Here is a 24780-nt window from a genome sequence, read left to right on the forward strand (position 1 = left end):
ATCGGATCGAGGCACCCTCGCGGTGAGGGCCGGGTCAGACTACCCGCGCCCGCCCTCCGCCCCGCGGAGCGTTCGCGGCGGGTGCTCCCCGGCGCGGCGGAGGCCGGTGGGTAGTATGTAGCCCGCTGTCACCGACCCCGACGAAACGGACCACCACGTGCCCCGCGCTTTGATCACCGGAATCACCGGCCAGGACGGCCTCTACCTCGCCGAGCTGCTGCTCGAGAAGGGCTACGAGGTCTTCGGGCTCGTCCGTGGGCAGAACAACCCCAAGTACGAGCTCGTCCGCCGCACCGTCCCCGAGGTGACGCTGCTCACCGGTGACCTGACCGACGTGTCGAGCCTCGTGCGCGTGCTCGCCGCCTCGCAGCCCGACGAGGTCTACAACCTCGGCGCGATCTCGTTCGTCGCCTACTCGTGGGAGAACGCGTCGCTCACGACCGACGTGACCGGCAAGGGCGTGCTCAACATCCTCGAGGCCGTGCGCCTCTACGCCGGCGACGACATGTCGCGCGTGAAGTTCTACCAGGCGTCCTCGTCCGAGATGTTCGGCAAGGTCCAGCAGGTCCCCCAGAGCGAGGAGACCCTCCTCTGGCCGCGCTCGCCCTACGGCGTCGCCAAGGTCTTCGGTCACTACATGACCATCAACTACCGCGAGTCCTACGGCATGCACGCCTCGTCGGGCATCCTCTTCAACCATGAGTCGCCCCGCCGCGGCCCGGAGTTCGTCACGCGCAAGATCAGCCTCGCGGTGGCCCGCATCAAGCTCGGCCTCCAGGAGACGCTGGAGCTCGGCAACCTCGACGCCAAGCGCGACTGGGGCTTCGCCGGCGACTACGTCGACGCGATGTGGCGGATGCTGCAGCAGCCCGAGGGCGACGACTACGTGGTCGCCACCGGCGAGACCCACGAGATCCGCGAGTACCTCGACATCGCCTTCAACCACGTCGGCATCGAGGACTGGACCCCCTACGTCACGCAGAACCCCGCGTTCATGCGCCCGGCCGAGGTCGACCTGCTGATCGGCGACCCGGCGAAGGCGCGCGACGTGCTCGACTGGCAGCCGAAGGTCTCCTTCCCGGAGCTCGTCTCGATGATGGTCGAGAACGACCTCGCCGAGCAGTCCGCTCTGATCAAGTAGCCGCCGTGCCCGCAGCGTTCGTCACCGGGGCGAGCGGACAGGACGGGGGCTACCTCGTCGAGCGTCTGCTCGCCGACGGCTGGGAGGTCTCCGCGCTCGTGCGCGACGAGGACGCCTCCCTGCCCGCGTCCGTCCGCCCCTTCCAGGGCGACCTCCGTGACGCCGCCGGCCTCGGCCGCGTGATCGCCGAGGCGCGGCCCGACACGGTCTTCCACCTCGCCGGGATCTCCTCGGTGGCGCAGTCCTGGCAGGAGCCGGTGCTGACCGCCGAGGTGACCGGCACGGCCGTCGCCGCACTGCTCGAGGCCGCGCTGGCCCTGCAGGACTCGGCGGGCCGCGAGGTGCGCTTCGTGCAGGCCTCCTCCTCGGAGATCTTCGGCGCGGCGACCGAGAACCCGCAGACCGAGTCGACGCCGATCCGCCCCGTCTCGCCCTACGGCGCGGCGAAGGCCTTCGCGCACCACCTCGTCGGGGTCTACCGCGGCCGCGGCCTGCACGCGTCCTCCGCGATCCTCTACAACCACGAGTCGCCCCGCCGCCCCGAGAGCTTCGTCACCCGGAAGATCACGGCCGGCGTCGCCGCCATCGCCGCGGGCACCGCGACCGAGCTCTCGCTCGGCAACCTCGACGCCCGCCGCGACTGGGGCTGGGCGCCCGACTACGTCGACGCGCTCGTCCGCGCCTCGCGCGCCGAGCAGGCCGGCGACTACGTCGTCGCGACCGGTGTCGCGCACTCCGTCCGCGAGTTCGTCGGCGCGGCCTTCGCCGCCGCCGGCATCGACGCCTGGGAGGACCGGATCCGGATCGACCCGCGCTTCGCCCGCCCCGTCGACGCCCCGGAGATGCGCGGAGACGCCTCCAAGGCCCGGGCCGAGCTCGGCTGGGCGCCGACGGTCGCCTTCGAGGAGATCGTCGCCCGGATGGTCGAGCACGACCTCGAGCTCTCCCGCGCCGCGGGCTGAGCACCCGCCGCCGTCCAGCGCCCGTCGCCGTGCGGCGGCGCAGGCGTTACGTACAATGATCTGGCTGCCGCCCCGGCAGTGCTAGGGCTGGGAGTCCGATGAGCAGCAGGAAAACGACGATCACGCGCGCGGCCGACCGCGTCGACGCGATCGCACAGGAGCCGTTCCATCAGAGCGGGACCCAGCCGGGTCAGCGCTCGGGCGGCTTCGTCTCGTCGCTGATCGACATCTTCCGGCACCGCGAGCTGCTCAAGCTGCTCGTCAACCGCGAACTGAAGGCGCGCTACAAGGACTCGAGCCTCGGCTTCGTCTGGACCCTCATCCGCCCGCTCGTGATGCTGATGATCTACTACGTGGCGATCGGCCAGTTCCTCGGCGCCGCCCGCGGCATCCCCGTCTTCGCGATCTTCGTCTTCTGCGGCCTGACGCTGTGGAACCTGTTCAGCGAGATCGTCGCCACCGGCACGACCTCGATCCTCGCGAACGCGGGACTGATCAAGAAGGTCTACCTGCCGCGCGAGATCTTCCCGGTCGCCACCATCGGCGCCGCGCTGTTCAACTTCGCCGTGCAGTTCCTGGTGCTGATCGTGGGCGCGATCGCGCTCGGGGCGCTCAACGTCAGCTGGCAGCTGCTCTTCATCATCCCGGCGCTCGCGGTCACCCTGGTCTACGGCCTGGCCCTCGCGCTCGCGCTCTCGGCGCTCAACGTCTACCTCCGCGACATCCAGTTCCTCGTCGAGGTCGGCCTGCTGATCTTCTTCTGGCTCTCGCCTATCACCTACGCGTGGTCCTTCGTCGTCCAGACCGTGCCGGGCTGGCTCGAGCAGATCTACCTGCTCAACCCGATGACCAACGCGATGCTCGCCTTCCAGCGGGCGATCTGGGGCCCCGGCTCGCGGGAGACCCAGGTCGAGCAGGCCGACGGCAGCTTCAACACCGTCGCCGGTCAGCCGTGGCCGGCCGACATGGCCCTCCACCTCTTCATCGTCTTCCTGGTCGGGGTCGTGCTCGTGTGGCTCGCCCACCGCGTCTTCCGCCGCCTCGAGGGCAACTTCGCACAGGAGATCTGATCCCATGACGCTCGAGTCCGAGGTCGCCCTTCCCGAGTCGACCGAGATGCCGACCATCATCCGCGTCCAGAACGCCTCCAAGCGCTTCGTGATCCGCAAGGACAAGAGCGTCAAGGAGCGCATCGTCAACTTCGGCCGCGGCAAGCAGCACCGCGACGACTTCTGGGCGCTGCGCGACATCGACCTCGAGATCCCGCTCGGCTCCACGGTCGGCCTGATCGGCGCGAACGGCTCCGGCAAGAGCACGCTGCTCAAGCTCATCGGCGGCATCATCCAGCCCACCACCGGAACCGTCGAGCGCCGCGGGCGCCTCGCGGCGCTGCTCGAGCTCGGCGCGGGCTTCCACCCCGACCTCACCGGCCGCGAGAACGTCTTCCTCAACGGCGCGATCCTCGGGCTCTCCCGCCGGGAGCTCGAGGAGAAGTTCGACTCGATCGTCGAGTTCTCCGAGATCGTCGACTTCATCGACACGCAGGTGAAGTTCTACTCCTCCGGCATGTACGTGCGGCTCGCCTTCGCGATCGCCATCCACACCGACCCCGACCTCCTGCTGGTCGACGAGGTCCTCGCGGTCGGCGACGAGCCGTTCCAGCGCAAGTGCATGGACCGCATCCGCGCCTTCCAGCGCGCGGGCAAGACCATCGTGCTGGTCACCCACTCGCTCGAGCAGGTCGGCGAGCTCTGCGACCGCACGGTCGTCCTGCAGCACGGCAACGTCATCTACGACGGCGAGACCGCCCGCGGCCTCGAGGTCCTGCGCAACGGCTTCGAGAACTCCCGCCAGGAGCGCGTCGAGCGCGAGACCGCCGAGGCGATCGTCGAGGCGGAGGAGGCCGGCGAGGAGCCCGAGCCGCTGCCCGCCGCCGAGATCGTCAGCGTCGAGCTCCAGGGCGGCACGGTCGAGGAGGGCAACCGCACCCTGCGCCCCGGCGACGACCTGACGGTGTCGGTGACCCTGCGCCCGCTCAGCGGCGCCCCGGTCGAGAACTGGTTCGTCGGCATGGGCGTGGACACTCCGCTCGGCCAGGTGGTCTTCGGCACCAACACCATGCGCCTCGGCTTCGAGCACCCGCCGCTCACGGAGCAGACGACCATCACGTTCTCCCTCCCGGACATCCGCTTCGGCGGCGGCACCTACGCCGTGCACGCGTCGGCCTCCACGCTCGGCAACGGCGAGTTCGTCCGCGTGCCGGTCGGCGCCCGCTTCACCGTCGAGCGCAGCGACAAGCGCGTCGGCCTCGTGAGCGTGGCCGCCTCGGCCACCGTCGACGGCGTCACCCGGGCGTGACCGCACGCCCGGTGCGGCTGCTCGTCGACGCGAGCCCCCTCGCGGCCGAGCGGCTCACCGGGGTCGGGCACGTGCTGCTGGAGACGCTGCGCGCCCTCGGCGAGGAGCGCTTCCGCCGCGAGGTCGAGGTGGTCCTCTTCGCCCCCGCGTCCGAGACCGCCGCGATCACCCGGCACGGGCTCGGCTTCCGCGTGCGCGGCATCCCGCTCCCCCGGCGCCTGGTCGGCCTGCTGACCCGGACGCCGCTGCCGATCGACCCGCTGGTCGGCCGCGGGGTCTATTTCTTCCCCAACTACCGCAACTGGGCGCTCAGCCGCCGCTCGCGGGCGATCACCTTCGTGCACGACGCCTGCTTCGCCGTCGCGCCCGAGCTCGTCCCGGCGGCCCGCCGCGCCCTCCTGCAGGCCCGGATGCCCGGCTGGCTGGCCCGCTCCGACCTGGTCGCCACCGGCACCGCCTCCGCGGCCGGCGAGATCGAGCGGCACCTCGGCGTCGCGGGCGAGCGGCTGCGGATCCTGCCGACGACGGTCGACGCGGCGGACTTCCGTCCCCGACAGGCCGACGAGGTCGCCGCCGTCACCGCGCGCGTCGGCGTCGAGCGCTACCTGCTCTACGTGGGCGCCGTCGAGCCGCGGAAGAACGTCGCGGCGCTCGTCCGCGCCTTCGCGGCCGCCGACCGCCCGGCCGGCTGCACCCTGCTGATCGTCGGCGCGACGGCCTGGGACGACGAGGACGTCCGCGAGGCCGTCGCCCGGGCCGCCGCGGCGGGCGCCGACGTCCGGCTCTCGCCGGTCTTCGTCGAGGACGCGGAGATGCCCGCCCTGATGACCGGGGCCGACGCGCTCGCGCTCGTCTCGCTGCACGAGGGCTTCGGCCTGCCCGCCCTGGAGGCGGTCGCCACCGGCACGCCCGTCATCGTCTCCGACATCCCGGGGATCCACGACGCGCTCCGCGGGCACGAGGCGGCGGCGACGTTCGTCCCGGTCGGCGACGAGGACGCGCTGCGGAGCGCGATCGAGACCGCTCTCGCGCGCCCCCGACGGGTCGAGCCCGGGCGGATCGCCCCGTGGGGCGACGCCGCCGAGGCGCTCGTGCGCGCCGCGCGGGAGCTCGCGGACCGCTGAGCCCGCGGACGGCGAGCGCCCGCGGGCCCGAACTCAGAGCGTCGAGACGCCCGCCGGTGCGACGGCCGTGACGTAGGTCCAGACCTCGTCGGCGTACTCGGTCCAGGTGCGGTTGACCCGGGCGCGCGCCTCGGCGGTGAGCCGGGCGTGCACCTCGTCGTCGGTCAGCAGCGTCACGAGCGCGTCGCGGATCGAGTGGTCGTCTCTCGGGTCGACGAGCAGCGCACCGCCCTGCTCCGCGATGTCCCTCATGCTGCCGAAGCCCGAGGTGATCACCGGCGTGCCGACCGCGAGCGACTCGGCCACGGGCAGCCCGAAGCCCTCGTTCAGCGAGGGGAAGATCGTGCAGGTCGCGCTGCGGTAGGCACTCCAGAGCAGCTCGTCGGTGATCGCCGAGAAGGAGTCGACGTGACGGCCCTCGTCCTGGAGCGCGTGCATCCGCCCCTGGAACTCCTCGCTGCTCCAGGCGTTGCCGCCGATGAAGGCCAGCGTGAACTCGACGCCGGAGCGCCAGGCCAGCTCGGCCGCGTGCAGCACCGCGAGGTGGTTCTTGCGCGGCTCGTGGCTGCCGATGCAGACCACCAGCGGCTCGTCGCCCACGGCGCCGAGGGTCAGCCGGGTCGCGGCCTCGTCGAAGTCGTCGTCGCCGCCGGCCGAGGCGGGCAGCGGGATCGCGTCGATCTCCGGCCCCTTCTCGCCCTCGAGCATGCCGCGCCAGCCGCGGTACTCGGTCTCGGAGGCACGGGAGACCGTGGTCACCCGGTCCATGTGCGAGACGGCGACGAGCGTCCGCGGGAACTGGCCGCTGATCCCGCCGTGCGCGGTCTCCGCGGTCGTCAGCGGTACGCAGTCGTGGCCGATCATCGTCGTCGCGTTGCCGCTGAACTCGGTGAAGGCGGCGAGGCGTCCGCTGCGCTCGTCCTCGATCGCGAGCTCGGGGAGCACGTAGAGCGACTCCCACGGGACGACCACGGGCGCGTGCGCGTCGAGCTTGGCGTCCGGCGCGGAGCCGTAGAGCGCGTTCGTCCGCAGCTCGTTGCCGACCTCGCGGAAGCCCGTCATCGCGTCGTCCCAGACGATCAGGCCGATGTCGTGCCGGCTGTTCCACTCGACGATCGTGGTGCGGACGACCCGCTGGATCCCGGTCGCGAGGCCCGTGCGCGCGGTGTGGTGCACGTCGACCAGGACGGCGTGCCGGGCGATCACGACGGTGCTCGGCGCGCGGACGGCGTCGAGCACGCGGGAGGCCGGGGTCGGCCGGAGCAGCCCGGTCAGCAGCGCGGCGACGCCGTCGAGACGGGCGCTGCGGCGCGACTCGACGACCTGCTCGCGCACCGGCAGCTCGGCGTTCACCACCGCGAGCATGAGCCAGGTCTGCTCGAAGCTCGGCTCGCCGACCGCGTCGGCGACCTGCTGCACGAGCGCCGGCACCTCGCGCGAGGGCGCGGTGGTGGGCTCGAGGGTCTCGAGCAGCAGCGTCAGGCGCTCGAGGGCGGTGGACTCACGCATCGTTCTCCTCCTGCTCGCTCGAGGCGGAGGGCACGAGGGCCGCCCACAGCTCGGCGGAGTAGTCGTTCCAGGTCCGCTTCGGGCGCGCGTGCGCCTCGGCGGTGAGCTCGGCGACCCGCTCGTCGGAGTCGAGCAGCTCGCGCATCGCGGCGGTGAGCTGGTCGTCGTCGTACGGGTCGACCGTGATGCAGCCGCCGTCGGCCGCGATCTCGGCGAGCGAGCCGCGGTCCGAGGTGATCGCGGGGATGCCGAGCGCGAGCGCCTCGGCGACCGGGAGCCCGTAGCCCTCGTGGGTGGAGGGGAAGACGAAGAAGCGCGCGTTGCGATAGGACGAGAGCAGCACGTCGTCGCCGGCCCCGCGGACGACCTCCACGGTGCGACCGCGGCGCTGGGCCTCGCGGATCCGGACGTCGAAGACCTGCGTGGCCCACGGGTTGCCGCCGCCGATGAAGCGCAGGCGGAACCGCTTGCCCTCGCGCCAGAGCACCTCGGCGGCGAACAGGATCGCGAGGTGGTTCTTCCGCGGCTCGTGGCTGCCGACCGAGAGCACCAGCGGGAGGTCGTCCTCCTCCTCGAGGTGCTCGCCGTCCAGCGGCGGCGCCTCGACCGGGAGGGAGACCGTGGAGAGCTCGGGGCCCTCGAGGCCCTGCGCGGGGAGCGCGGCGTTGAAGCCCGCGAACTCCTGGGTCGCGGCCTCGCTGATGCCGGCCACCCGGCTGGAGTGCTTGACGACGGTGAGGTAGTTGACGAAGCGCAGGCTCTCCTGCGGCGGAACGGTGTCGGCGCTCACGACCGGGATCGCGTCGTAGCCGATCAGGCTCACCGTGTTGCCGGAGAACTCCGCGAGCGCGGCGAGCGGCGCGCAGATCCCCATCACCGGGACCTCGGGCAGGACGAGGGTGGAGCGGAACGGCACGATGAAGTCGACGCTCTCCGGGCGGCCCGGATCCCACTCCCGGGTGCTGCTCGTCTCGAAGTCGATCACGCGCTCGAGCTCGCCCTCGCCGAGGCGGCGCAGGGCCATCGAGCCGTGCTCCCAGGCGGTGAGGATCGGGTCGTGGTCGCGGTGCCAGCGCTTCATCGTCTGACGGACGACGCGCTGGATGCCGGTGGCGTGCGAGTTCCGCGCGCAGAAGTCGACGTCCACGACGACGGCGCCGGTGACGACGGAGAGCGTGGTCGAGAGGTCGTGGTAGCCGGTCGAGGCGCGCGTGCCGGCGACGAGGAAGACCCGCATCGCCTCGTGCGGCTTCGCGAGCTGCAGCGAGCGCTTGAACCAGCTGAACAGGTGCGGCACCGGGTAGACGCCGAGGAACGCGGTGAGCGACAGCCAGGTCAGGTCGTCGGCGTCGCGCCGCTGGACGGTGCGCGCGATCTCGTCGAGGAACGGGCCGGGACCGCGGAGCGCGAGATCGGCGGTCTGCTCGGGGTCGTCGAGGACGAAGGGGGCGATCTGCTCGAGTCGCTGCACCACGAAGGCGCGGCGGGCGTCACGGCCCGCGAGGTCGGCGGCGTTCACCGGCTGCGACCGCCGAAGCGGCGCTGCGCGTAGCGGATCGAGTGCTGCACCGCTCCCGGCAGGCCGAGCTGGCCGACCCGGATCTGGAAGGTGCGCGCCGCGCGGAGCGGGCGGGTGACCCGCCACGAGAGCGTGCTCTCGAAGTCGGCGACGTAGTGGGCGCCACCGCCGAAGTGCATGTTCGCGGCCCACTCGTCGAGCGGGTCGTTCAGCAGCTCGTCGAGGCGGGCGCGGAGCTCCTCGACGGTCTCCGGCGTCCGCGACTCGGACGTCGGAGCGTCCGGAGTCGTGGCGGTCGGAGCCGCGGTCATCGGAACCGAGGCGTCCGGAGCCGTGGCGTCCGGGCCGTCTCCGGCGGGCGTGAGGGCAGTCGTCTCTTCAGGCACCCCGCCATTGTAGGCGGGCACGTCAGCGGAGCTTGATCGACGCGGTGTCGTTCGCCGCCGCGGCGTCGTCCTCGAACAGCGCCGCCGCCGCCATCTGCGCCTCGCGCTTCTCGACGACGCCGCCGGAGCGGTGGTGGCCGAAGACCCAGAAGCGGTAGAGCACGAACCGGAAGGCGGTCGCGAGCAGGAGGCCGATCACGTTCGCGGAGATGTTGTCGGCGACGAGGTTGTCGAAGCCGAGCACGTAGTGCGAGATGTAGAGCGGCAGCAGGTTCACCAGCATGCCGGCGACCGCGACGACGCTGAACTCGGCGAGCTCGAGCAGGTAGTTGGCGCGGCGGTGCTCACGGAAGGTCCAGTAGCGGTTGCCGAACCAGGTCACGACCGTCGCGGCGGCCACCGCGACGACCTTCGCACCGATGGGCCCGGAGAGGAGGTGCTCGCCACCGATTCCGCCGACGCGCAGCAGGTTGAAGACGGTGACGTCGACGACGAGGCCGAGGATCCCGACGACGCCGAACTTCAGCACGTACGAGATCAGGCCGCTGTACAGCGCCTTCGCGAGCGCGACGGGACCCCTCCTGGCCATCGGCTCAGATCCCCGCGGTCTGCGGCGGACGGGTGCGCGAGCCCTCGCGGACGCGGATCTTGAGGAGGATCCAGAGCGCCTCGAAGCCGTCCTTGACGGTGATCTTCTTGCCCTCCTCGCGGGTGCGGGCCTTATAGCTGATCCCGACCTCGTAGGGGCGGTAGCCGCGGGCGAGCAGCTTCGCGGTGACCTCCGCCTCCATGCCGAAGCCCTTCTCCTTGATCTCCAGCGAGCGGTACAGGCTCAGGGGCATCAGCTTGAAGCAGGTCTCGACGTCGGAGACGTAGGCGTTGAAGAGCACATTCGTGATCAGGTTCACGCCCTTGTTGCCGATGACGTACCAGTAGGAGAACGAGGTGTGGCTGCCGAAGGTGCGGCTGCCGTAGACCAGCTGCGCCTCGCCGTCGAGGACGGGCTGCAGAAGCGAGGGGATCTCGCTGGGCCGGTACTCCTCGTCGGCGTCGCAGATGATGACGTAGTCGCCGGTCGCCTCCTGCACGGCCCGGCTGATCGCCGCGCCCTTGCCCTGGTTCACCGGCTGGTGGAAGACGCGGATGCGGGGATCGTCGAGCGCGTCGAGGATCTGCTTCGTGCGGTCGCGGCTGCCGTCGTTCACGATGACGAACTCGATCTCGACGCCGTCCTGGAACCGGATCGCGAGGACGCGGTCGACGGCCTTCTGGAGGGTCGCCTGCTCGTTGTAGACGGGCATGAGGATGGAAAGCTTCACGTCGGGATTCTCTCTCGTACGGCGCCGGGCGGGCTGCGGCGCGCGGTGGGGTCAGGGCGCGAGGGGTTCGGGGCGCGAGGGGTTCGTGGCGCGGTGGAGGGCAGGGTGCGGCGGCCTACGGCGCGGCGACGACGGTCGCCTGGAACCAGGCGATGGTCCGCGCCAGTCCGTCCTCGAGCGGGATCGTCGGCTGCCAGCCGAGGATCTCGCGCGCCTTCGTGATGTCGGGCTTGCGGCGCTCCGGGTCGTCGATCGGGCGCGGCTCGTAGTGGATCTCCGAGTCGCTGCCGACGAGCGCGACGATGCGGCGGGCGATCTCGCCCAACTCCAGCTCGTCGACGCTGCCGAGGTTGATCGGACCCGAGTCCTTCGAGTCGGCCATCCGCAGGATCCCGTCGACGAGGTCGTCGACGAAGAGCAGCGAGCGGGTCTGGGTGCCGTCGCCGTGCATCGGGATCGAGGTGCCGGCCAGCGCCGCCTTCACGAACGCCGGGACGGCGCGGCCGTCGTCGATGTCCATGTTCGGGCCGTAGGTGTTGAAGATGCGCACCACGCCGGTGTCGACGTCGAAGTACCGGCGGTAGGCGAAGGTGATCGCCTCGGCGTAGCGCTTGGCCTCGTCGTAGACGCTGCGCGGCCCGTTCGGGTTGACGTTGCCCCAGTAGTCCTCGTGCTGCGGGTGCACGTGCGGGTCGCCGTAGACCTCCGAGGTGGAGGAGACGACGAAGCGGGCGCCGTCGCGCTTGGCGACCTCGAGCAGCGCCTCGGTCACGGTCGAGCCGGCGTGCAGCGTCTCGATCGGGTGCGCCAGGTATCGCGGCGGCGACGCCGGCGAGGCGAAGTGCAGCACGACGTCGAACGGACCGGGCACCGCGAGCGCGTTCGCCGCGTCGTCCTGGACGAAGCTGAAGCACGGGTGGGCCAGCAGCGGACCGATGTTGCGGGTGGACCCGGTGATCAGGTCGTCGATCACGACGACCTCGTCCCCCCGGCGGAGGATCTCAGCGGCGAGGTTCGAGCCGAGGAAGCCCGCCCCGCCGGCCAGGAGGAAGCGACGCGATGCGGTCACGGCTGCCTTTCGATGGAGGGGAGGGAGGGGTCGCCCGTCGGACGGGCAATCGGAGAGATTAGCACGGGGCCGATCCAGGGCCCGGAGGCCGGCGCGCGACGACGGTGCCTGTCACCCGCATGCACTAGATTCTCTGCGGCTGCGATCCGTCGGCCCGGGCGCCCAGGGAGCTGACGATGACGACCGAGGACGCGCCGGCTCCCGGTCGCGGCACCCGCACGCTGCGCCGGCTCGGCGCCCACTCCGCGGGTCTCGTGTTCTGGATCCTCGCGGCCGTCGGCCTGGCTCTGCGGGTCCTCTTCATCGTCAGTCCCGCGCACACCTTCGACGCCGATCACGCGGTCGTCTACCTGATGGCCAAGCACGTCGCGGACGGCGAGCTCCCCGCCTTCTTCTGGGGCCAGTCCTACGGCGGCACGCTGCTGCAGACCACGGCCGGGCTGGCGATGCTCGTCTTCGGCGCGCACATCGAGGTGCTCGCGATCGTCTCCTCGCTCTGGTTCCTCGGGGCGGCCGTCCTCCTGCGCGTGATCGCCCGGCGCCTCGCCGGTCCGGTGGCGGGCGCGACGGCCGGCCTGCTGTTCTGGTTCCCCGGCGTCGTCCTGCTCCAGGTGTCGACCAGGGACCCGGGCTTCTACGGGCCGAGCATCGTGGTCGCGCTCGGCGTGATCGCGGTCGCCACCGCGTCGCTGCGGCGACCGCTGCTCTCCTGGATCGCCGCGGGCGCGCTCAGCGGTCTCGCGCTCTGGACCTCGCCGATGAGCGTCGCGCTGGCGGCCCCGGCCGTCCTCGCGCTGGTGATCCGCGACATCCGGCGCCCGCTGCACTGGCTGCTGGGCATCGGCACGGCGGTCGTCGCCGGCTCGCCGTGGCTCCTGGAGGCGCTGCGCAGCTCGAGCGCGACCGCGCCGCTCGGCGCCGGCACCAGCGACTGGGAGCCGACGATCGACAGCGTCACCGCGCTCTTCCACGACATGCTCCCCGTCGCGTTCACCGTCGCCCCGGGCGAGCCGGCCGACTCGATCGTCGGCTGGACCGCGGTCGTCCTGCTGGCCGGGCTGGTCCTCGTCGGCGCGGTCCGGCGGCGTCTCGCCCCGGTGCTGGTCGGCACCGGCACGCTGCTGCTCTGCGCCGTGCTGATCCTCGGCGCCGGGCTCGACCTCGACTACGACTCGGTGCGGTACAGCGTCTTCCTGATGCCCGCGTTCGCCCTGGCGGGCGCGTGGCTGCTCGCGCGCTGGCGACCGGTCGCCCTGGTCGCGGTGCTCGTCGCGGCGGCGCTGACCGTCTCGGGAGTGTGGGACCGCTCGGAGGGGTTCCGGAGCGACACCTCGAACCGCTTCGACGGCGGCTACCGCGCGGTGGTCGAGCTGCTCGAGCGCCGCGGCGCCGAGCACGTCTGGGGCGACTACTGGCTCAGCTACGCGATGACCGCGTCCACGAACGAGGAGGTCACGGTCGCCGCCCTCGTCACCCGCCGCTACCCCGGCTACGACGCCCTGGCGCAGGCCGACGGCCCGCCCGTGATCGTCGTCACGACCGGCGACTACAACGACCAGGAGCTGCGGACCTCCACCCTTCTGCCCCCGCACGAGCGCATCGTCCGCGGCGGCTACACCGTCTACTTCTACGACGAGCCGTTCGCCGTCACCTCGCAGCCCTGGGGCCTGTACTGACGCGACCGGTCATGCCGGTAGAAGCTCGCAGGGCCCCCATGCTGGTCGAGTAGCCGCGCAGCGGCGTATCGAGACCCACCCACCGGACGACGGTGGATCTCGATACGCCCGCTCCGCGGGCTACTCGATCAGCATGGAGGCGCACGGCCGCCCTTCTCATGCTGGTCGAGTAGCCGCGCAGCGGCGTATCGAGACGCACCCACCGGACGACGGTGGATCTCGATACGCCCGCTCCGCGGGCTACTCGATCAGCATGGAGTGCAGCCCGCTCCCCGAAAACAGCGAGGCCCCGCAGGGCCCTTTCATGCCGGCAGCCCCGCAGGGTCCCCTCCATGCTGGTCGAGTAGCCGCGCAGCGGCGTATCGAGACCCGCCCCGTCAGCCCTCGACGGGGAAGACCAGCCAGCGTCCGGACGAGGACTGCGCGATCGGGGTGAGCGAGCCGCTCGCCGCGAGCACGTCGCCGTACCAGGCGCCCTCGCGGCCGACGTAGGCCGCCGTGTCGACGTACACGGCGCACGCGCCGCTCGCCTCGACCGCGGCGGCGAAGTCCTCGGGCGTGCTCGCCCCGCCAAAGACGTCGAACCCGGTGGTGCCGCGGACCGCGCCGTAGCTCCACTCCAGGTTCGCGCCCTCCGTGTAGAGGTAGGGCAGCGCCTCGTCGTAGTCGGCCATCCGCCCGACCGACCCGCTGTCGGGGAAGCTCTTGATCGGCAGCTGCACGACGCCGCAGCCGTCCGGCAGCGCCGCGTCGGCCTGCGCGACGAAGGCTGTCATCTCGGCGTCCTCGGTCGGCGCGATCGGCACCATCCGGGCGACCCCGGCGAGCTGGTCGAGCACGCCGACGACCACGACGAGCGCGACCACCGCGATCCGGATCCAGCGCCGGCCGATCCGCGCGAGTCCGATCGCCACGACACCGAGCGCCAGCAGCGCCAGCACGATCGACAGCCGCGACCAGGCCCGGATGGTCGACCCCGCGATCAGCGCGACCGCCATCCCGAGGCCGGTCACCACGTAGAACAGCAGCGTCCACAGCGCCGCCACGGCGAGCACCCGCACGTGCTCGTCCGAGACGAAGCGGCCGAAGGCGGTGACCCGGAGCGCGCGCCCGCCGACCAGCCCGAGCAGCGGCAGGCTGACCAGCAGCAGGCACAGCCCCGCGATCGCGATCAGCGGCAGCCCGGGCGGCTCGGTGTTGACCGCGACCGCCGTGGTCACCTGGTAGATGTTCGTCAGCGCGCCGATCTTGGGCACCTCGGTGCCCTGCCACGGCAGGAAGAGCGAGAGGATCTTGCCGGCGAAGTCCTCCGACTCCCCCACCCCGCGGCTCTCGAAGTACGGCGCGTAGCGCTCCCCCCAGTCGCCGCCGAGCAGCACCAGCTCGATCGCCACCAGGACGCCGAGCACGCCCAGCGGCAGGACCCGCGCCAGCACCGCGCGCAGCGGCACCCGGGTCGCGAGCCCGGCCAGTGCGCCGAGCAGCCAGACGCCGCCGAGCACCAGCACGCTGAAGACGTAGTAGTAGCCGCCCGTCGTCGCGATGAGCAGCGGCAGCACCACCACCGGGACGGCGCCGCGCAGCAGCCGCGCCCGGCGGGTCGCCCCGCGCAGCCGCCAGGCCCGGAACGGATCGGTGCGCTCCCCCGCCACCACCAGGATCAGGATGCCCAGCAGCGGGATCGCCCAGTAGTTGGCGAGGAAGGCGTGCCCCGCCCCGATCCGCTGGAAGTGGTACGGCGCGAGGCTGAAGACGACGGCGACGAGCGCGCTCGTCCAGGCCGGCACGCGCAGGCAGCGGAAGAAGGCGTAGCCGGTCAGCGCGACGAAGGCGAAGGTGAGCAGGTAGAAGACGTTGAGCAGCAGGAAGCCGTCGTGGATCACCAGCGCGAGGGCCGAGGCGGTCAGCGCGGACGCGACGTCGAACTGCGCCGTGTAGAACGAGTTGTAGCCCGAGGGGAAGGCGAGCGCGCCGTTCTCGGCGAACGGGAAGGCCTGGGTGGCGCTGCGGAACAGCAGGTAGTGCAGGATCTGGTCGTCGCCGCCCGCCCGCCAGCGCTCGGCGAGCGAGCCCGGGGTCGCGCCGAGGGCGATCATCGCCGCCAGCACGCTCACCAGCGCGGCGGCGGCGGCCCAGCCGAGCTCGCGCCCGATCCGCCGCAGGCGGGGGCGGGGGGCGGCCCGCGTCTCAGAAGCCACGCTCGGCGCTCGCCTTCTCGATGCTGGCGCCGACGATCGCGTTCAGCGCGGCCTCCCCGGGGGTGCCCGCGTAGTCGTAGACGTCGAAGGTCGGGCAGGCGGTGATGGCAGCGGGCTCGCCCAGGTGGCCGAGCGCGAGCTCCGCCCAGTCCGGCTCCCGGTCGGCGAGGACGTAGCTGAAGTCCTTGCCGCGGTAGGACGCGGCGTTGTTCATCCAGAGCTGCGCCGTGAAGTCGAAGTTCACCTGCTGCACGTCGACCGACGCGTCCCCGTAGAGCTCCAGCGGACGCGTGCTCCAGAACGAGCCGACGCCGGAGAGCTCGCGACCGTCGAGCCACTGCTCGAGGCAAGCGCGCTCCGGCGTGCTGCCGGCCTGCTCCGCCGCCGCCCGCACCGCGGGCCCGGCGACGACGCCCGCTGCGACGACCACGAGCGCCACGGCACCGGCGAGCGCCGCGCGCACGCCGGTGGAGAAGCTGCGCGGCCGGAGCAGCGGGACGCGCGCGGCGAGACGGCGCGGGATCCAGTCCTGGGAGGCGGGCAGCAGCATCAGCGCGGGGAAGACCGCGAGCGGCAGCAGATAGCGGCTGACCAGGCTGCCGGTGACGATCTGCCCGAGGACGAGGGAGGCGGAGGCGACGAGCACGAAGGTCGCCAGGACCACGCTCGAGTCCGCGACCGCCCACGGCGTCTCGGGCCGCACCTGGGTCGCGACGGCGAGGACCAGGGTGACCAGCGCGGCCAGCAGCAGCACGCCGACGATCAGGATCTCGAGCTTCCCGGTGGGAGCCGACCCCACGTCGCGCAGCTGCAGGAGGAAGCCGTCGACCGCGGCACCCGCGCGCTCGAGGTGCACGTACGTCCCGGCGTCGACGGCGACGAACCGGGCGACCGCGTCCCGGGCCGCGTAGCCGATCCCCGCGCCCGCGACCAGCGCGGCGGAGATCAGCAGCGCGCGCCGCCACGACATCCGCCGGAGCACGAGCACCGCCAGCAGCGAGACGACGGCCGGCGCGGTGAACTGGAGGGCGAAGAGCGGATTCGAGAGCGTCGTCGCCGCGGACACCAGGACCGCCCCGATCAGCGCCCACGTCGTGCGGACCCGCGACGGCGGCCGCGCGGGATCGAAGCCGCCGCTCGCCTCGGCCATCAGGGCGAGGGCGAGCACGGCGGCCAGCGCGACCCCGGAGTAGTAGGTGGTCAGCAGGATGCCGCTCGCGAAGGCGCCCGAGTTGATCAGCCCCCGGCCCTCGGTGGCGGCGAGCACGACGACGGTCCCGGTCGCCAGCGCGGCGGCGCTCACCCGCCACGGCCGGGTGCGCCCGGCCAGCACCCGCGCGGCCAGCCAGCGCACGCAGCCGTAGAGCGCGGCGGCGTTGACGAAGGCGTTCACCACGAGCGCGCCGACGACCGATCCGCCGGCGAGCGCGAGGCTCACCAGGTAGAGCGGCAGCTCCGGGAACAGCAGGAGCTGACTCGTCATCACCCACTGGAACGGCTCGCCCTCGGCGACCGAGCGCACCAGGAGCGGGAGCGCCAGCGAGTCGCCGTCCGACAGCAGGTACTCCCACCACGGCGTCGACGACAGGCGGCCGAGCACGAGCAGCGTCGCCGCGAGGACGAGGAGCAGGCCGGCCGCCTCGAGGACGACGGCCCAGCGGCGGGAGGGAGCGGTGGCGACCGCCGTCATCGCGACCCGTCGCGTCCGAGGCGGATGCGCAGGACGAGCAGGAGGCTGCGGAGCAGGGTGTTGCCGGGGATCTTCGAGGTCCCCTCCGTGCGATCGAGGAAGACGATGGGGATCTCGCGCACCCGCCGCGCGGCGGTGAGCGCGCGGTGCTTGAGCGCGATCTGGAAGCCGTAGCCGGTGGCGTCGACGGTCTCGAAGTGGATCCGCTCGAGCAGCTCGCGGCTGAAGAGGTTGAAGCCGCCGGTCCAGTCGGTGAGGCGGGAGCCCAGGATCGCGCGGGCGTAGATGTTGCCGCCGCGGCTGAGGATCTTGCGGTCGAGCGTCCAGTCCGGGGTGCCGCCGCCGGGGATGTAGCGGGACGCGACGACGAGGTCGGCGCCCGCGCGCACCTCGCGGAGGAAGTCGGCGAGGTACTTCGGGTCGTGCGAGAGGTCGGCGTCCATCTGCAGGATGCAGTCCGGGGCGTCGTCGGCCTCGAGGATCCGCTCGAACGCCCAGAGGTAGGCCGCGCCGAGCCCCTCCTTGGTCGCGCGCTCGAGCACCTGCACCGAGTACGACGGGGTCTCGAGCTCGGCCGCCAGGGCACGCGCCTTCTCCGCCGTCCCGTCCGGCGAGGAGTCGTCGACGACGACCGAGCGGACGACGACGTCGGTCTCGCGGGCCACAGCGGCGGCGACCCGGCGCAGCAGCTCGGCGATGTTGTCCGCTTCGTTGTACGTGGGGGTGACGATGGTGAGCGAGAGCATCTGGTTCCGATTCGGGCGGGGACGTGGACGGTCCGCCGGGGCGGAGGCGGTGGAACAGTATCAGCGTGCACCATGCCGTCCTGTGTGAGAGGAAGCAGGACGTCGCGTCGCGGTTCTCAGGTTCAGTTCCCCCTACGGAGGGTTCCAGTACAGATCGGCCGCGTACTCTCGCCCTCATCGCTCCCGCCCGGGTCGCGAGGACCCCGAGGAGCACCGTGTCGCGTCAGTCGAGTCCGTCTGCGGGGAGAGCGGCGCGCCTGCTGGAATCGCAGAAGGTGCGGTTCCTCGTCGCCGGCTCGCTCAACACCGCCCTCGACTTCCTCATCCTCAACGCGCTCGCGCTGCTGGTCGGCCTGCCGACCCTGGTCGCGAACGTCGCCTCGGTGACCGTCGGCATCTCGATCTCGTACTTCCTCAACCACTTCTTCGTCTTCCGGCACCCCGACCGGCCGACCGTGCGCACCTTCGCGCAGTTCTTCCTGGTCACCGGCTTCAGCTCGCTCGTGCTCCAGTCGCTGATCATCTACGGCTTCGAGGTCTTCTTCGACACCCGGTTCGGCACCTCGCTCCTCTTCCTTCCCAGCGCGGGCGAGAAGGCCTTCCTCGCGATCAACGTCGCGAAGGCCGTCGCGGTGATGGTCGGCCTGGTCTGGAACTTCTGCCTCTACAAGTTCGTCGTGTTCCGCGCGCCGTCCGCGGCCGTCGCCCCCGAGCTGGGCGAGGTCGTCGACGAGGTGGAGTCCGCCGCGCGCTGAGCGCCGGAGCCCCGCTCGGGGCCCGTGCTAGCCTCGTCGAGTTCTTCCGACGGTGCCCCCGCCCGTCGACGCCGCTCCCCCGGAGGCTCTCATCGCCCGCTCGACGTTGCCCATCGCGGTCGTCGTCGTCACCCACTTCTCGGGTGAGGTCCTCCGCGCCTGCCTGGAGTCGATCCCGGAGGCGACCGAGCACGACGTGCGCGTCGTCGTCGTCGACAACGCGACCACCGACGACTCCGTCCGCCGCGTCGTCGAGCGCCGCCCCGAGGTGCTCTTCCACGAGACCGGCGAGAACCTCGGCTACGGCAGGGCGATCAACTACGCGGTCGACCGGCTCGGCCCGGAGATCGAGTGGATCCTGGTCACGAACCCGGACACGGTCTTCCTCCCCGGCTCGATCGACGCCCTCTACGCGGCGGCGACCGCCGACCCCGGGATCGGCTCGATCGGCCCGCGCATCCTGGACTCGGACGGCACGATCTACCCCTCGGCCCGCGCACTGCCCTCGCTCGGCACGGGCGTCGGCCATGCGCTGCTCGCGCACGTCTGGCCGGGCAACCCCTGGTCGCGCCGGTACCGCCGCTCGCGCGCGGTCGAGACGATGCAGCACGGCAGCATGACGGCCGGCTGGCTGTCTGGCGCCTGCGTGATGGTGCGGCGCACCGCGTTCGAGCAGATCGGCGGCTTCGACGAGCGCTACTTCATGTACTTCGAGGACGTGCAGCTCGGCGACTCGCTCGGGCAGCGCGGCTGGTCGAACGTCTACCTCGCCGACGCGGTCGTGTCGCATCTGGGCGGGCACTCGACGCGACTGGCCTCGGCGCGGATGCTCGCGGTGCACCACCGCAGCGCCTACCTCTACCTCGCGCAGAAGTACGACGCCTGGTACCAGGCGCCCGTCCGCCTGGCGGTCCGCCTAGGCCTCGGCGTGCGCGTCGCGCTGATGCGCCTGCGGCCCAGCCGCTGACGCCGGGATCTCGATACGCCCGCTCCGCGGGCTGCTCGATCAGCATGAGAGCCATGCTGGTCGAGTAGCCGCGCAGCGGCGCATCGAGGCCCGCCGCGTCAGCGACCGAGCTCGAGCAGGCGCTGCAGGTACGCGCCGTAGCCGCTCTTCACCAGCGGGGCGGCGAGGTCCGCCAGCGCCGCGTCGTCGATCCAGCCGTGGCGCCAGGCGATCTCCTCGATGCAGCCGATCTTGAAGCCCTGGCGCTGCTCGATCACGCGGACGAACTCCGTGGCCTCGATCATCGAGTCGAACGTCCCGGTGTCGAGCCAGGCGGTGCCGCGGTCCAGCACCTGCACGTTCAGCGTTCCGGCCTCGAGGTAGCGCTCGTTGACCGTCGAGATCTCGAGCTCGCCGCGGGCGGAGGGCTCGATCGTCTTGGCGATGCCGACGACGGAGTTGTCGTAGAAGTACAGTCCCGGCACCGCGTAGTTGCTCTTGGGCTTCGCCGGCTTCTCCTCGATCGAGAGCGCGTGGAACGCGTCGTCGAACTCGACGACGCCGTAGGCCCGCGGATCCGCCACCTGATAGGCGAAGATCACCGCGCCCTCGATGTCGGTGTTCGCCGCGAGTGCCGTGCCGAGCGCCGTGCCGTGGAAGATGTTGTCGCCGAGCACCAGAGCGACGGAGTCGTCGCCGATGAAGTCCTCGCCGATCAGGAACGCCTGCGCGAGGCCGTCGGGCGACTCCTGCACCGCGTAGGAGAGGGTCATGCCCAGGCTCGAGCCGTCGCCGAGCAGCGCGCGGAACTGGTCGTTGTACTCCGGGGTGGTGATGATCAGGACCTCGTCGATCCCGGCCATCATCAGCGTCGACAGCGGGTAGTAGACCATCGGCTTGTCGTAGATCGGCATCAGCTGCTTCGAGATGCCCTTGGTGATCGGCCAGAGCCGCGAGCCCGAGCCGCCGGCGAGGATGATGCCCTTCACGAGTGCGCTCCGTCCAGCTGGGCGTAGAGCGCCTTCGCCTCGGCCCAGGTCGGCAGGATGCCCTGCGCTTCGGCCTCGGCCAGAGTCGGCGCGTCGGTGTCCTTCGGCGAGAGCAGCGGCTCGCCCGCCTCCGGCGGGAAGCGCAGGCCGATCCGCTCGTCGAGCGGGTCGATGCCCTTCTCGCGGATCGGGTCGTACGTCGAGGAGACGAGGTAGGAGACGACCGCCCCCTCCGTCAGCGCGACGAACGCGTGGGCGAGGCCCTCGGCGAGGTAGACCGAGCGGCGGTCGACGTCGTCGAGCAGCACCGAGTCCCACTGCCCGAAGGTCGGCGAGCCGACGCGCACGTCGATGATGTAGTCGAGCACCGCCCCGGAGAAGCAGGAGACGTACTTGGCCTGCGACGGCGGGATCTGGGCGAAGTGGATGCCGCGGACGGTGCCGCGCTTGGAGACCGAGGTGTTGCCCTGCTGCAGCGACAGCGGGTGCCCGACCTTCTCCGCGAGGCGGTCGAAGCGGTAGAACTCGTAGAACACCCCCCGGTCGTCGGGGAACTGCCGCGGTGTGACCTCGTAGGCGTCGGGGATCTCGAGCTCTCTGATCTGCACGGTCACGAGTGTACTGAGCGCTCGGCGGCCCGCCGACGCCCCGGTGGACCGTCGCCGCCGGTGCGCCGGGGGTCCGCACGTCGGAGGCCTCCGGCATGATGAGCGGGTGACCTTCCTCCTCACGGGCGCCTCCGGCATGCTCGGCACCGACCTCCGCTCCTCCCTCGGCGATCGCGCCGTCACGGCGCTCGGCCGCGCCGACCTCGACGTGACCGACCTCGACGCGGTCCGCGCCGCGGTCGCCGGCCACGACGCGGTGCTGAACTGCGCGGCGTACACGCGGGTCGACGACGCGGAGAGCGACGAGGAGGAGGCCCGCCGCGTCAACGCCCTCGGCGCGCAGAACCTCGCGATCGCCACCGCCGAGATCGGCGCCGCGATCGTCCAGGTCTCGACCGACTACGTCTTCGACGGCTCGGCCACCAGCCCCTACGCCGAGTCCCACCCCCGCGGCCCGATCTCGGCGTACGGCCGCACGAAGGCCGAGGGTGAGGAGCTCGTGCTCGCCGCGAACCCCGAACGGGGCTACGTCGTCCGGACGGCCTGGCTCTACGGCGCGCACGGCGGCAACTTCGCCAAGACGATGGTCCGCCTCGCCGGCGCGCACCCCACGCTCACCGTCGTCGACGACCAGCGCGGGCAGCCCACCTGGACGGGCGACCTCGCCGACCGCCTGATCGCGCTCGTCGACGCCGCGGCTCCGGCCGGGATCTACCACGGCACGAACGCCGGCGAGACGACCTGGTTCGGCTTCGCCCGCGCCGTCTTCGAGAAGGCCGGGCTCGACCCGGAGCGGATCCGGCCGACCGACAGCGGCAGCTTCGTCCGCCCGGCCCCGCGGCCCGCCTACTCCGTCCTCGGCCACGACGCCTGGGCCGCCGCCGGTCTCGCGCCGATGCGCTCCTGGCAGGACGCGCTGGCCGCCGCTCCGCTCGAGGCGGTCACGCCGTGACCACCACGCTCCGGGTGGTCGTCGACCAGATGCTCGCCCGCGTCCCCGGCGGCATCGGCCGCTACACCGAGGAGCTCACCCGCGAGCTGATCCGCACCGCCCCGCGCGACTGCGAGGTCGAGGCGGTCTTCTCCGCGCATCCGCCGGAGAAGGAGGAGGATCTGCGGCTGCGCCTGCCCGGCCTCGCCCGACTGCACCGCCTGCACCTGGGCCGCCGCGAGCTGTCCCGCGCCTGGCAGTACGGCATCGGCATCCCCTCGGGCGGCGGCATGATGCACGCTCCGAGCCTGTTCGCCCCGCTGCGCAGTCACGAGGGCCGCGAGGGCGAGCAGATCGCCGTCACCATCCACGACACGGTGCCGTGGACGCACCCCGAGACGCTCACCCCGCACGGCGCCAAGTGGCACCGCGCGATGGCGAAGCGCGCGCAGAAGTTCGCCGATGCCGTCGTCGTCCCGACGCACGCGGTCGCTCAGCAGCTCTCCCAGGTCCTCGACTTCGGCGACCGGATCCGCGTGATCGGCGGTGCCGTCGGCTCCGGGCTCGTCCTTCCTGACGACGCCGACGAGCGCGCGGAGGCCCTCGGGCTGCCGGCCGAGTACGTCCTCAGCGTCGGCACGCTCGAGCCGCGCAAGGGCCTGGTCTCGCTGATCGCGGCGTTCGGCGAGGCGTCGGCTCCGGAGCTCCCGCTCCTGATCGTCGGGCCGACCGGCTGGGGCGAGCTCGACATCGCCTCCGTCGCGGACGAGCAGGGCCTCGGCGAGGAGAGGGTGCGGGCGCTCGGCGTCCTCAGCGACACCGACCTCGCGCTCGTGCTCAGCCGGGCCACCCTGTTCGTCTACCCGAGCATCGCCGAGGGCTTCGGCCTGCCGGTGCTTGAGGCCATGCACTTCGGCGTGCCGGTCGTGCACTCGGACGACCCGGCGCTGCTCGAGGTCGCGGCCGACGCGGGTGTCGCCGTCGAGCGCGCCGACGCCAAGCACTACCCGGAGCGGCTCGCGCTCGCGATGAGCAGCGTGCTCTCCGACACCGGCCTCCGCGAGCGCCTCTCGGTCGCCGGCCGCGACCGCTCCCGCGCCTTCAGCTGGCGCGACTCCGCCGAGCGCGTCTGGGCCCTGCACGCCGACCTCTGAGGCATGCGGGGTCGGCAGACCCTTCTCCTGGTGCCAATGGATCTCGATACGGCCGCTCCGCGGCCTACTCGATCATCATGAAGGCGAGCAATCGCATCGGCCGGTCGCGCAACCCCGCGGGGCCCGACCATGCTGGTCGAGCAGCCCCGCAGGGGCCGCGCTCATGCTGGTCGAGTAGCTCCGCAGGAGCGTATCGAGACCCACCGTCATCGAAAGGGCGGGCCTGCAGACCCGACTCCGGACACCGGTGGATCTCGATACGCCCGCTCCGCGGGCTACTCGATCAGCATGAAGGAGACCCGCGCCCGCCGGCACAGCGGCCCTCGGGACGCCGACGCTACTGCGCCGTGGCGTCCGGGAAGAGGCCCTCGTGCACGAGGGAGCGGACGACGTCGTAGTCGGGGTCGCCGTCGACGTCGACCGCGGGCGGGACGAGCTCGACGACGCCGACCGGCTGGGACTTCGTCTTCAGGCCCAGCTGCACGAAGTAGCCGAGCATCCCCTGCGGGACGTCGGTCTTGATCACCTGGGAGCCGGCGGCGGCGACGTCCTGGAACTTCGAGAGCACATTGGCCGGCTCGAACTGCTCGAGCAGCGCGGTCTGCACCTGGCGCTGCCGTGCCATCCGGTCGTAGTCGCTCGTCGTGTAGCGCGAGCGGGCGTAGGCGAGCGCCTGCTCGCCGTTGAAGTGCCAGGGACCGGGGTCGATCCACTGGTTCACGCCCTGCATCACGCCGTCGGAGTCGGGGAGCCCGCCGAGCGGCAGGGGCTCGGTGCCCTGGTAGTCGACGTCGATGCCGCCGAGCGAGTCGATCAGCTGGGCGAAGCCCTCCATGTCGATCAGCGCGTAGTACTGGATCGGGATGCCGAGCATGCCCTCGACCGCGTCGCGGGTCGCCTCGATGCCGGGCTCGCTGCCCTCCGCGACCGCGTCCGGGTAGAGCTCGGGGTGCTTCAGCTCGACCTCGGTGTAGATCGAGTTGAGCTTGCAGACGTCGACGGCGCAGTTGTCGGTCGTGTAGCCGTCCGGATACAGCTCGTGCATCGGGCTGTCCTCGGGGAACGGGATGTTCACGAACTCGCGGGAGACGCCGATCGTGGTCGCGGCGCCGGTCGACGCGTCGATGCTGACGACCGAGATGCTGTCCGGACGCAGGCCGTCGCGGTCCTCGCCGGCGTCGCCGCCCAGCAGCATGATGTTGTAGCGGCCGTCGATCGGCGCCTCCATCGCCCCGCCGCCGAAGATCGAGGACAGCGTGCCGCGGGTGATCCCGATCAGGTAGGTGCCGTAGGCGGTCGAGCCGACCGAGACGGCCATCAGCGCGATCGTCGCGAAGGCGAGCACGGCCCGCATCCGCGGCCGCGCCCGCACCAGCCGGATCAGCCGGAGGGTGTCCAGGGTGAGCACGAGCCAGACCACGCCGTAGACGACCAGGGCCGCCTGCAGAGCGAGCATCGACAGATCGAAGGTCGCGAGCGTGTAGAGGCCCGTCGGGAAGACGAAGTAGAGGAGGACGGCGACCAGCAGCGCCGTCCAGAGCGCCAGGGTGAAGCCGAGGCCGAGCCGCCCGAGGCGGCGGTTGCCCGCGAGCACCTGCGCGGAGCCGGGAACGAGCAGGTTGCCGATCAGCAGCCACCAGGCGCGCCGGGTCATGAACGAGCTCGAGCGGACGTCCGGATGCCGCAGCGGCAGCGTCATC

22 protein-coding genes are annotated in these 24780 nt (G+C 71.9%); 10 read left to right on the forward strand and 12 right to left on the reverse strand.

Translation table 11 applies throughout. The annotated features are described in order from the left end of the window. Positions 1 to 157 precede the first annotated feature (157 nt). The 5 genes from EDF43_RS05055 (at position 158) to EDF43_RS05075 (ending at position 5585) form a co-directional block, all read left to right on the forward strand. Positions 158 to 1141: a GDP-mannose 4,6-dehydratase gene (locus EDF43_RS05055; protein WP_123444375.1), complete on the forward strand. Its 984-nt coding sequence runs from the start codon at positions 158 to 160 to the stop codon at positions 1139 to 1141. 5 nt (positions 1142 to 1146) lie between these two features. Beyond that, the gene (locus tag EDF43_RS05060) at positions 1147 to 2103 is read left to right on the forward strand and encodes a GDP-mannose 4,6-dehydratase (RefSeq protein WP_132435852.1); all 957 of its coding nucleotides are present in this window, start codon (positions 1147 to 1149) and stop codon (positions 2101 to 2103) included. 98 nt (positions 2104 to 2201) lie between these two features. Continuing rightward, a complete protein-coding gene (locus EDF43_RS05065; RefSeq protein WP_123735234.1) occupies positions 2202 to 3173 on the forward strand; it encodes an ABC transporter permease in 972 nt (323 codons plus the stop codon). 4 nt (positions 3174 to 3177) lie between these two features. Continuing rightward, a complete protein-coding gene (locus tag EDF43_RS05070; protein WP_243582407.1) occupies positions 3178 to 4461 on the forward strand; it encodes an ABC transporter ATP-binding protein in 1284 nt (427 codons plus the stop codon). Then, positions 4458 to 5585 (forward strand): glycosyltransferase family 1 protein, encoded by a 1128-nt coding sequence (locus EDF43_RS05075; RefSeq protein WP_132435853.1) that lies wholly within the window; start codon positions 4458 to 4460, stop codon positions 5583 to 5585. The genes EDF43_RS05070 and EDF43_RS05075 overlap by 4 nt, the downstream gene beginning before the upstream one ends. Before the next feature lie 33 nt (positions 5586 to 5618). Here the strand turns inward: EDF43_RS05075 and EDF43_RS05080 are convergent, their stop codons facing one another. The 6 genes from EDF43_RS05080 to EDF43_RS05105 all read right to left on the reverse strand — a co-directional run bounded on the left by EDF43_RS05080 (position 5619) and on the right by EDF43_RS05105 (position 11387). Next, positions 5619 to 7094 (reverse strand): glycosyltransferase family 1 protein, encoded by a 1476-nt coding sequence (locus tag EDF43_RS05080; RefSeq protein ID WP_123735232.1) that lies wholly within the window; start codon positions 7092 to 7094, stop codon positions 5619 to 5621. Then, positions 7087 to 8613 (reverse strand): glycosyltransferase family 1 protein, encoded by a 1527-nt coding sequence (locus EDF43_RS05085; RefSeq protein WP_132435854.1) that lies wholly within the window; start codon positions 8611 to 8613, stop codon positions 7087 to 7089. Before EDF43_RS05085 ends, EDF43_RS05080 begins: the two co-directional genes overlap by 8 nt. Further along, positions 8610 to 8999 (reverse strand): hypothetical protein, encoded by a 390-nt coding sequence (locus tag EDF43_RS05090; protein WP_132435855.1) that lies wholly within the window; start codon positions 8997 to 8999, stop codon positions 8610 to 8612. The genes EDF43_RS05085 and EDF43_RS05090 overlap by 4 nt, the downstream gene beginning before the upstream one ends. 22 nt (positions 9000 to 9021) lie before the next feature. Continuing rightward, entirely contained in the window at positions 9022 to 9588 is a 567-nt protein-coding gene (locus EDF43_RS05095; protein WP_123735229.1) for a GtrA family protein, read from the reverse strand. 4 nt (positions 9589 to 9592) lie between these two features. After that, on the reverse strand, positions 9593 to 10318 hold the full coding sequence (locus tag EDF43_RS05100; protein WP_132435856.1) for a glycosyltransferase family 2 protein: 726 nt from the start codon (positions 10316 to 10318) through the stop codon (positions 9593 to 9595). Positions 10319 to 10433: 115 nt separating this feature from the next. Continuing rightward, a complete protein-coding gene (locus EDF43_RS05105) occupies positions 10434 to 11387 on the reverse strand; it encodes an NAD-dependent epimerase/dehydratase family protein (RefSeq protein WP_132435857.1) in 954 nt (317 codons plus the stop codon). A 176-nt stretch (positions 11388 to 11563) separates the two neighbouring features. Between EDF43_RS05105 and EDF43_RS05110 the strand changes: the two genes are divergently transcribed. After that, the gene (locus tag EDF43_RS05110; RefSeq protein ID WP_132435858.1) at positions 11564 to 13063 is read left to right on the forward strand and encodes a glycosyltransferase family 39 protein; all 1500 of its coding nucleotides are present in this window, start codon (positions 11564 to 11566) and stop codon (positions 13061 to 13063) included. Between the two features lie 377 nt (positions 13064 to 13440). Here the strand turns inward: EDF43_RS05110 and EDF43_RS05115 are convergent, their stop codons facing one another. Genes EDF43_RS05115 through EDF43_RS05125 form a run of 3 tightly spaced genes read right to left on the reverse strand, consistent with a single transcriptional unit; the run spans position 13441 to position 17697 of the window. Beyond that, positions 13441 to 15261 carry a hypothetical protein gene (locus tag EDF43_RS05115; protein ID WP_132435859.1) on the reverse strand — a complete coding sequence of 607 codons (1821 nt, stop codon included), beginning with the start codon at positions 15259 to 15261 and terminating at the stop codon, positions 13441 to 13443. Beyond that, the gene (locus EDF43_RS05120; protein ID WP_132435860.1) at positions 15251 to 16951 is read right to left on the reverse strand and encodes a hypothetical protein; all 1701 of its coding nucleotides are present in this window, start codon (positions 16949 to 16951) and stop codon (positions 15251 to 15253) included. Before EDF43_RS05120 ends, EDF43_RS05115 begins: the two co-directional genes overlap by 11 nt. Beyond that, positions 16948 to 17697, reverse strand: coding sequence for a polyprenol monophosphomannose synthase (locus EDF43_RS05125; RefSeq protein WP_123735223.1), 750 nt, complete (start codon positions 17695 to 17697; stop codon positions 16948 to 16950). The genes EDF43_RS05120 and EDF43_RS05125 overlap by 4 nt, the downstream gene beginning before the upstream one ends. A gap of 275 nt (positions 17698 to 17972) precedes the next feature. Here EDF43_RS05125 and EDF43_RS05130 point away from each other — a divergent pair, with 275 nt between their 5' ends. Together EDF43_RS05130 and EDF43_RS05135 are read left to right on the forward strand one after the other, a co-directional pair. Further along, positions 17973 to 18452 carry a GtrA family protein gene (locus EDF43_RS05130; RefSeq protein ID WP_243582402.1) on the forward strand — a complete coding sequence of 160 codons (480 nt, stop codon included), beginning with the start codon at positions 17973 to 17975 and terminating at the stop codon, positions 18450 to 18452. A gap of 52 nt (positions 18453 to 18504) precedes the next feature. Further along, entirely contained in the window at positions 18505 to 19419 is a 915-nt protein-coding gene (locus EDF43_RS05135; protein WP_243582400.1) for a glycosyltransferase family 2 protein, read from the forward strand. 98 nt (positions 19420 to 19517) lie between these two features. Here the strand turns inward: EDF43_RS05135 and rfbA are convergent, their stop codons facing one another. Both rfbA and EDF43_RS05145 read right to left on the reverse strand, forming a co-directional pair. Further along, on the reverse strand, positions 19518 to 20387 hold the full coding sequence (rfbA, locus tag EDF43_RS05140; protein ID WP_132435862.1) for a glucose-1-phosphate thymidylyltransferase RfbA: 870 nt from the start codon (positions 20385 to 20387) through the stop codon (positions 19518 to 19520). Continuing rightward, positions 20384 to 20995, reverse strand: coding sequence for a dTDP-4-dehydrorhamnose 3,5-epimerase family protein (locus tag EDF43_RS05145; protein WP_132435863.1), 612 nt, complete (start codon positions 20993 to 20995; stop codon positions 20384 to 20386). The genes rfbA and EDF43_RS05145 overlap by 4 nt, the downstream gene beginning before the upstream one ends. Positions 20996 to 21101: 106 nt before the next feature. On the opposite strand from EDF43_RS05145, the gene rfbD reads away from it, so the two are divergent. Further along, on the forward strand, positions 21102 to 21947 hold the full coding sequence (gene rfbD, locus EDF43_RS05150; protein WP_123702613.1) for a dTDP-4-dehydrorhamnose reductase: 846 nt from the start codon (positions 21102 to 21104) through the stop codon (positions 21945 to 21947). Next, positions 21944 to 23080 carry a glycosyltransferase family 1 protein gene (locus EDF43_RS05155; RefSeq protein ID WP_243582398.1) on the forward strand — a complete coding sequence of 379 codons (1137 nt, stop codon included), beginning with the start codon at positions 21944 to 21946 and terminating at the stop codon, positions 23078 to 23080. Before rfbD ends, EDF43_RS05155 begins: the two co-directional genes overlap by 4 nt. Before the next feature lie 337 nt (positions 23081 to 23417). On the opposite strand, the gene EDF43_RS05160 is transcribed toward EDF43_RS05155, so the two are convergent. After that, entirely contained in the window at positions 23418 to 24779 is a 1362-nt protein-coding gene (locus EDF43_RS05160) for an LCP family protein (RefSeq protein WP_123735595.1), read from the reverse strand. Between the last annotated feature and the right edge of the window lies 1 nt (position 24780).

The sequence above is a fragment of the Rathayibacter sp. PhB179 genome (assembly GCF_004345345.1).
Taxonomy (GTDB): Bacteria; Actinomycetota; Actinomycetes; order Actinomycetales; family Microbacteriaceae; genus Rathayibacter; species Rathayibacter festucae.

What these genes read in the sequence shown, in the direction of transcription:
- EDF43_RS05120 (WP_132435860.1), bottom strand. Translation starts at nt 16,951, where the DNA reads ATGACGGCGGTCGCCACCGCTCCCTCCCGCCGCTGGGCCGTCGTCCTC.
- EDF43_RS05070 (WP_243582407.1), top strand. Translation starts at nt 3,178, where the DNA reads ATGACGCTCGAGTCCGAGGTCGCCCTTCCCGAGTCGACCGAGATGCCG.
- EDF43_RS05110 (WP_132435858.1), top strand. Translation starts at nt 11,564, where the DNA reads ATGACGACCGAGGACGCGCCGGCTCCCGGTCGCGGCACCCGCACGCTG.
- EDF43_RS05065 (WP_123735234.1), top strand. Translation starts at nt 2,202, where the DNA reads ATGAGCAGCAGGAAAACGACGATCACGCGCGCGGCCGACCGCGTCGAC.
- EDF43_RS05160 (WP_123735595.1), bottom strand. Translation starts at nt 24,779, where the DNA reads ATGACGCTGCCGCTGCGGCATCCGGACGTCCGCTCGAGCTCGTTCATG.
- EDF43_RS05080 (WP_123735232.1), bottom strand. Translation starts at nt 7,094, where the DNA reads ATGCGTGAGTCCACCGCCCTCGAGCGCCTGACGCTGCTGCTCGAGACC.
- EDF43_RS05125 (WP_123735223.1), bottom strand. Translation starts at nt 17,697, where the DNA reads ATGCTCTCGCTCACCATCGTCACCCCCACGTACAACGAAGCGGACAAC.
- EDF43_RS05095 (WP_123735229.1), bottom strand. Translation starts at nt 9,588, where the DNA reads ATGGCCAGGAGGGGTCCCGTCGCGCTCGCGAAGGCGCTGTACAGCGGC.